The sequence below is a fragment of the Mycobacterium sp. genome, from assembly GCF_049608025.1.
Lineage (GTDB): Bacteria > Actinomycetota > Actinomycetes > Mycobacteriales > Mycobacteriaceae > Mycobacterium.
The window spans coordinates 68,523-75,823 of sequence record NZ_JBMYXC010000017.1 but is presented as its reverse complement, the minus strand read 5'-3'; the positions used below and the strand labels follow the sequence as shown (position 1 = coordinate 75,823).

The window sequence follows — 7,301 nt, the reverse complement described above, 5'->3', positions numbered from 1 at the left end:
CCGGGGGCGCCGGGGGCGCTGGCAGGTCCGACGCTGGCAGGTCCGGGGGCGCCGGGGGCGCTGGCAGGTCCGACGCTGGCAGGTCCGGGGGCGCCGGTGGGGCTGGCAGGGTGGTGTGGACGAGCGTGACCGCCGGCGACTGCCCGCCGCAGCCGGTCAGTCCGAGGGTCAACAGCGCACCCCCGAACGCCGCGAGCGCGCGCAAAATGACAGAGATTCCCGGCGCGCCGCGTGCAGACACGCGCGCTCGCGGAGAAGTTAAACCCATTGCACCAGTTCCTTCTTGAGCACCTTACCCATCGCGTTGCGAGGCAGACGGTCGACCAGTCGGACGGCGCGCGGGCGCTTGTGCACCGAGAGTTGTTGTGCCACATACTCGATCAGCGCCTCCGGTGATACGTCACCGACTACGAAGGCGACGATGCGTTGGCCCAGATCGTCGTCGGGCGCGCCGATCACCGCCACCTCCCGCACACCCGAGTGACCCAACAGAGCAGTCTCGATCTCACCTGCACCCACCCGGAAGCCGCCGGTCTTGATCAGGTCGACCGATTCACGACCCACGATCCGGTGCATCCCGTCAGGGTCGATGACAGCGACATCTCCGGTGCGGTACCAGCCGTCTGTCCCGAGTACCTCGGCGGTGGCATCGGCGCGGTTGAGGTATCCGTCGAACATCGTCGGGCTCTGAACATGAAGCTGCCCGATGCTGTCGCCGTCGTGAATCACCTCATCGCCGCTCTCGGAGACCAGCCGCGTCCGCACACCGCGGAGCGGCAGCCCGACCCAGCCCGGCCGACGCTCACCGGCGGCCAGGGTGCTCAGGGTGATCAGCGATTCGGTGCTGCCGTAGCGCTCGACGGGCTGGTGTCCGCTCAGCCCGGCAAGCCCGTCGAAAACCGGAACAGGCAGCGGCGCGCTGCCCGATACGAGCAGTCGCGCCCCAGCCAGCGCCCGCGCCGCATCGCCGTCATCGACGATCCGCGACCACACCGTCGGAACCCCGAACACCAAAGATCCGCCGGCCTCGGAAACCGCTCGAGCGTATGCCGCCGGACTGGGTTTCCCGGTGTGCACGAAGCGGTTCCCGATACGCAGCGATCCCAGCAGACCCAGCACGAGACCGTGCACGTGGTAGAGCGGCAGCCCGTGCACCAAGGTGTCTTCGGCCGTCCACTGCCAGGCCTCGGCCAACATGTCGATATCGGCGGCGATCGCCCGACGGCTCACAACGACACCCTTGGGCAGCCCGGTAGTGCCGGAGGTGTAGATGATCAGCGCCGTGGCGTCCGGCGAGGGTTCCGGATAGCGATGCCACGAGCGGGCGTGCAGCCGTACCGGAATGTGCGGCAGATCTTTTAGCCCGTCAGTGTCCGAGGGCTTTTCACCCAGCCACGCCTGTGCGCCAGAGTCGGTGAGGATGTGCCGCCGCTCGGCCGAGCCGACGTCGGCGGGCACCGGAACCACCGGCACCCCGGCGATCAGACAGCCCACGATGGCGAGAGCGGTCACCGGCGTGGGTCTGGCCAATACGGCTACCCGGGCGGCGTTACCGACGCGTTCGGCTACCGATGTCGCAGCCCCCAGAACGTCACTCCGGCTCAGCGAGATTCCGTCGATGCGCACCACGTCATCAGCGTCGACGCCGGCGGCGGGGTTCAGGGAGTCCAGCAGCACAAAATCTGAGGCTACTCCCCGCATACTGGGCCGATGGATTCCATCCGGACCGTGAGGTCACGTGAGTTGTATCGGAACAACTGGTTGACGATCCGGGAGGACGATATCCGCAGGCCGGACGGCAGCGCCGGAATCTACGCGGTGGTCGACAAGCCTACATATGCGCTGGTAATTCCTCGAGACTCCCGCACTGGCTCTGACCGATTCCACCTCGTCGAACAGTTCCGCTACCCACTCGGGCTCCGGCGCTGGGAGTTCCCGCAGGGCACCGTGCCCGGTCAGCCCGACATCGACCCCGCCGAGCTCGCTGCACGTGAGCTGCGGGAGGAGACGGGGCTGCGCGCCGCTTCGATGACGGAACTTGGGCTGCTCGACGTCGCGCCCGGAATGAGCAGCCAGCGCGGCCGGGTATTCCTCGCATTGGATATCACCGAAGGCCCCCACGAGCGCGAGCACGAGGAACAGGACATGCGCAGCGCATGGTTCACCCGCACCGAGGTCGAGAAGATGATCCGCGAGGGCACCATCACCGACGCCCAGACGATCGCGGCCTGGGCCCTCATGGAGCTCGCCGAGCGGCAGTAGCGGGGTCCATTCCGCCGGAAGGCCATTCGCTCGGCGACGTCGATACCAACCCGTAGTCAAACCGTTTCCCAACCCGCCGTGTCGATCGGGCGCGGGGACCGCGAAGGCCGTTAGGTTGCAATTGCCACACTCAGACCATTTGTGAGGAAACCATGTCTGCCCGACGGGCTTGCAGCGCAACCGCATCCGCGACTCTGGTCGCCGCCGCATGCGCGTGCACCCAGGCCACGGCACAGGCAGCGCCCCTGAAATGGAGCGGTCCCTACACCATGGTGACCTTCGCGTCGGAAAAGATCGGCACCAGCATCGCCGCCCGTCAGCCGGAAGCCGACTTCAGCGGCCAGTACACATTCACCACCTCGTGTACCAGCACCTGCGTGGCCACGGCTTCGGGCGGCCCGGCGCCGAGCAACCCCACGGTGCCCCAGCCGAGCCGCTACACATGGGACGGACAGCAGTGGGTGTTCAACTACAACTGGCAGTGGGAGTGTTTCCGGGGCAGCGATGTGCCCACCGAGTTCGCGGCCGCCCGCTCTCTCGTGTTCTATTCGCCGACACTGGACGGATCGATGTTCGGGACTTGGCGTACCGAGATCCTCGAGGGCGTATGCAAGGGCAACATCGTTATGCCGGTCGCGGCATACCCGGCCTAAAACGTATCGAACGGGCCAGTGCCCCCACCCATCCAGAGTGCACCCACCGCGCCATGGCCGAGCAGAGCTCGCCATCAGCGCAGGATCAACGTGCGGATTGTCAGCGTTGGCGTTCGGCCAGGGCCCGTAGGAAGAAGGTGAAGTTCGCCGGCCGCTCGGCGAGTCGCCTGACGAAGTAGCCGTACCACTGGGTGCCGAACGGCACATAGACGCGTAGGTGATTGCCCTCGTCGGCCAATCGACGCTGCTCGCCATCACGAATGCCGTAGAGCATCTGGTATTCGAAATCGTCCATACCGCGACCATTCTCGCGGACCAGCGCGGGCACGGCAGCGAGGATCTCTGGGTCATGTGAAGCCACCATCGGATAGCCGCTGCCACCCATCAGCACCCCCAGGCACCGCAGATAGGACTCAGTGACGTCGTCGCGGTCCCGGTAGGCCACCGACGACGGTTCGTCGTAAGCCCCCTTGCACAGCCGGATCCGCGCGCCGGAAGCGGCAAACTCGGAACAGTCGGCGTGAGTGCGTTTGAGGTAGGCCTGCAGCACCGTTCCGACCCAGTCGAAGTCGATGCGCAGCTCGCGAACGAGCGCCAGAGTCGAGTCAGTCGTCGTATGGTCCTCAGCGTCGATGGTCACCCACACGCCGGCGCGCTGGGCGCGTTCGCAGATCGCGCGCGCGTTCTCCAGAGCGATCTTCTCTCCGTCCCGCGGCAGCGCCTGCCCCAGCGCGGACAACTTGAGCGAAACCTCCAGCGGCCGTACCACAGCCGCCTCTTCGCTCCGGGTTGAAAAGGCTTCCAGGATCCGTAGATAGGCATCGACGGTGACTTCCGCGGCATCAGCGTCGGTGACGTCCTCGCCGAGATAGTCGATCGATATCAGCCGCCGGGAATCCCGCAGCGGCTCAACCGAACTCATTGCATCGGCAATGCTCTCACCGGGAACAAACCGGTGCACGACCCTGCGGGTGACCGGCAACCGCTCGGCAAACCGTCGCAGACCGTCCCGTCTGCCGGCGGCGAGGATCGCAGGCCGGGCGAAGCGCTCGAAGATGCCCATGGCTCACACCTGCATGTGGGGATAGGAGTACTCGGTGGCCGGCACGAAGGTCTCCTTGATCGACCGGGCCGACGTCCAGCGCAGCAAGTTCAGTGCAGATCCGGCCTTGTCGTTGGTGCCCGAGGCCCGCGCCCCTCCGAATGGCTGCTGGCCGACCACCGCGCCACTGGGCTTGTCGTTGACGTAGAAGTTGCCTGCTGCGTGGCGTAGGCGTCGCTCGGCCTGCAGCACCGCCGCGCGGTCGTCGCCGATCACGGCACCGGTCAAGGCATAGCGCGAGCCGGAATCGACGACGTCGAGAATCCGCCCATAGTCCTCGTCGGGGTAGACATGCACCGACAGGATGGGGCCGAAGTACTCGGTCGAGAACGCCTCATCGGCCGGATCGTCGGACAGCAGCACCGTTGGTCTGACGAAATAGCCTTCACTGTCATCGTATTCGCCGCCGACCGCGATCGTCACGTTGGCCGCGCTCTTTGCTCTCTCGATGGCCGCGACATTCTTGGCGAACGACCGCTCGTCGATCAACGCGCCGCCGAAATTGGCGAAATCGGTGATGTCGCCGTAGCGCAGTTCACTTGTGGCTCCGAGGAAGTCGTCGCCCATCTGCTGCCACACCGAGCGGGGAACGAAAGCCCGCGACGCTGCCGAGCATTTCTGCCCCTGATAGTCGAACGCACCCCGAATCAGGGCTGTGCGCAACACCTCTGGGCGCGCTGAGGAGTGAGCCACCACAAAGTCCTTACCGCCGGTCTCACCAACCAGCCGCGGGTAGGTGTCATAGCGATCGATGTGGGTGCCTACCTCACGCCACAGATGCTGAAAGGTCGCAGTCGAGCCGGTGAAGTGGATGCCGGCCATGCGAGAATCAGCGAGAACGACATCCGAAACCGCTTGCCCGTCGCCGGTGAGCAGGTTGATCACACCCGGGGGTAGCCCGGCTGCCTCGAGCAACTGCATGGTCAGGTAAGCGGCAAAGGTCTGGGTGGGCGAAGGCTTCCACACCACCGTGTTGCCCATCAGAGCGGGGGCGGTGGGCAGATTGCCCGCGATCGCGGTGAAATTGAAGGGCGTGATCGCGTAGACGAAGCCCTCCAACGGCCGGTAGTCGGTGCGGTTCCACACTCCGGGCGAGCTGACCGGCTGTTCGGCGAGGATGGTGCGAGCGAACGCGACGTTGAAACGCCAGAAGTCGATGAGCTCGCAGGGCGAGTCGATCTCGGCCTGATAGGGGGTCTTGGACTGGCCCAGCATCGTCGCCGCCGCGATCTTCTCCCGCCAGGGTCCGGCCAGCAGGTCCGCGGCTCGTAGGAAAACCGCTGCACGTTCGTCGAACGGGAGGGCTTCCCAGTCCTTCTTGGCCGTGACGGCGGCCTCGACCGCGGACCGGGCGTCCGAGTGGTCGGCGTTGGTGAAGGTGCCCAGCCGCGCCGCATGCCGGTGTGGCTGAACGACGTCGATCCGGTGCTTGCCGCCGATCACGTGCGGCAGCTCGATGGGGTCGTTCGCAAGGCTGTTCAGCGAACCGGCGAGCCTGCTGCGCTCTGGGGAACCCGCAGCGTATTCGTGAACCGGCTCGTTGTGGGGCACCGGCACCTGAGTAATCGCAACGATCGAGTCCATGCAGCAAGGATGCCCGCTTTTCGCGCGTTATCCGATGGCCGATCGGACAAGCTCTGAGACACTTGATGGTCGGATCGAACAAAGGAGAGCAGTGGTGGCTGTGCTGCCGGGCGGCCTCGAACTCGGCCTGGGACTCGGGCGGCTATTGCTGGCGTTGGACCGCACTATGGTCACGCTGGTTGACGCGCCACGCGGACTGGACATGCCGGTGAACTCGGTGGCGCTCGTCGACGCCGATGACATACGGCTGGGGCCCGCGGTCGGGCCCGGCTCGGCCGATCTGTTCTTCCTGCTCGGGGTGTCCGACGCGGAAGCCGCCGGCTGGCTGGAACAACACGCCGCGCCACCGGCGGCGATCTTCGTCAAGGACCCCGGCCCCACGGTGGTGGCCCGCGCGGTCGCACAGGGCACAGCGGTCGTCGGCGTCGAACCCCGGGCCCGCTGGGAACACCTGTACCGCCTGGTCAACTACGCCCTTGAGCATCATGGCGATCGCAGCGATCCGCTGCGCGACTCGGGCACCGATCTGTTCGGCCTGGCACAGTCGATCGCCGATCGCACCCGCGGCATGATCTGCATCGAGGACGCCGACAGCCGCATGCTGGCCTACTCGGCCTCCAGCGAGGAAGCTGACGAGCTGCGCCGCGTGACCATTCTGGGCCGCGCCGGACCACCAGAGCATCTCGAGTGGATCGGACAGTGGGGCATCTTCGACGCACTGCGCTCGGGCTCGGAGGTAGTCAGCGTGGACGAACGTCCCGAACTGGGGCTGCGACCCCGCCTCGCGGTCGGTGTGCACCTACCCCGAACCGATGGGCGCCGGAGACCGGCCTTCGCCGGAACCATCTGGCTCCAGCAGGGGTCGACGCCGCTGGCCGGGGACTCCAGGGAGATCCTGCGGGGCGGCGCAGTCTTGGCGGCCCGGATCATGTCACGGCTGGCGGCCGCGCCCTCGCAGCACGCCGCACGCGTACAACAGCTACTCGGAATGACGGGTCGGGACACCAACGACGTCGGAGTGCTCGCCCGCGAGCTCGGCATCCCCGCCGACGCCCGCGCCGCCCTGGTCGGCTTCCGCGGAGTGGGCGCGACAGTACCCTCCGATGTGATCGCGTTGAATGCCAGCGCTTTTCGCGCCGACTCCCAGGTTGCTTCCGCTGGTGATCGCGTCTATGTGCTGCTCCCGAAGATCACGGCGGCGGCGACGGTCACGTCGTGGACCCGCGGAGTCGTCGCCGCGCTACACCGCGAACTGGGCCTCGACGTCCGCGCCGTGACGGCCGCGCCGATGACCGGCCTGGCCGCCGCGGCGGCGGTGCGTACCGAGGTGGACCGCGTGTTCGACAGCGCTGAACGTCACCCGGCTGCCATCGGTCAGATCACGTCTCTGGACGAGGCACGCACGACGGTGCTCCTCGACGAGATCGTCTCGCTTATCGCGGCCGAAGCCCGTCTGGTGGACCCCCGGGTGCGCGAACTCTGCGCGCAAGACCCGATGCTGGCCGACACACTGCGGGCCTATCTGGACGGGTTCGGTGACGTCGCCGGAACGGCGCGGCAGCTGCACGTCCACCCCAACACGGTGCGCTACCGCATCCGCCGCGTCGAGCAGATACTCGCGATTTCGCTCGATGACCCCGAAGAACGTCTGGTGCTCGCGCTCGGGTTGCGCGCTGCTGAACGTTGAGGCGTGTCGCGTG

General features: G+C 66.8%; 6 protein-coding genes. 3 read left to right on the top strand and 3 right to left on the bottom strand.

Features of this window, described 5'->3' with window-relative positions; all coding sequences use genetic code 11:
- Positions 1 to 258: 258 nt before the first annotated feature.
- Complete coding sequence (locus ACPGXI_RS08585; RefSeq protein WP_526651799.1) at positions 259 to 1,677, bottom strand: AMP-binding protein; 1,419 nt, start codon at positions 1,675 to 1,677, stop codon at positions 259 to 261.
- Between the two features lie 33 nt (positions 1,678 to 1,710).
- Between ACPGXI_RS08585 and ACPGXI_RS08580 the strand changes: the two genes are divergently transcribed.
- Both ACPGXI_RS08580 and ACPGXI_RS08575 read left to right on the top strand, forming a co-directional pair.
- Positions 1,711 to 2,262, top strand: a complete 552-nt coding sequence (locus ACPGXI_RS08580; protein ID WP_526651797.1) for an NUDIX domain-containing protein — start codon at positions 1,711 to 1,713, stop codon at positions 2,260 to 2,262.
- Between the two features lie 152 nt (positions 2,263 to 2,414).
- Positions 2,415 to 2,915, top strand: a complete 501-nt coding sequence (locus ACPGXI_RS08575; RefSeq protein ID WP_526651795.1) for an Rv2253 family sensor-like surface protein — start codon at positions 2,415 to 2,417, stop codon at positions 2,913 to 2,915.
- A gap of 100 nt (positions 2,916 to 3,015) precedes the next feature.
- Here the strand turns inward: ACPGXI_RS08575 and ACPGXI_RS08570 are convergent, their stop codons facing one another.
- Both ACPGXI_RS08570 and pruA read right to left on the bottom strand, forming a co-directional pair.
- Positions 3,016 to 3,978: a proline dehydrogenase family protein gene (locus tag ACPGXI_RS08570; protein WP_526651793.1), complete on the bottom strand. Its 963-nt coding sequence runs from the start codon at positions 3,976 to 3,978 to the stop codon at positions 3,016 to 3,018.
- Between the two features lie 3 nt (positions 3,979 to 3,981).
- A complete protein-coding gene (pruA, locus tag ACPGXI_RS08565) occupies positions 3,982 to 5,592 on the bottom strand; it encodes an L-glutamate gamma-semialdehyde dehydrogenase (protein ID WP_526651817.1) in 1,611 nt (536 codons plus the stop codon).
- A 175-nt stretch (positions 5,593 to 5,767) separates the two neighbouring features.
- On the opposite strand from pruA, the gene ACPGXI_RS08560 reads away from it, so the two are divergent.
- Positions 5,768 to 7,288: a PucR family transcriptional regulator gene (locus ACPGXI_RS08560; RefSeq protein WP_526651815.1), complete on the top strand. Its 1,521-nt coding sequence runs from the start codon at positions 5,768 to 5,770 to the stop codon at positions 7,286 to 7,288.
- The last annotated feature ends 13 nt before the right edge of the window (positions 7,289 to 7,301 follow it).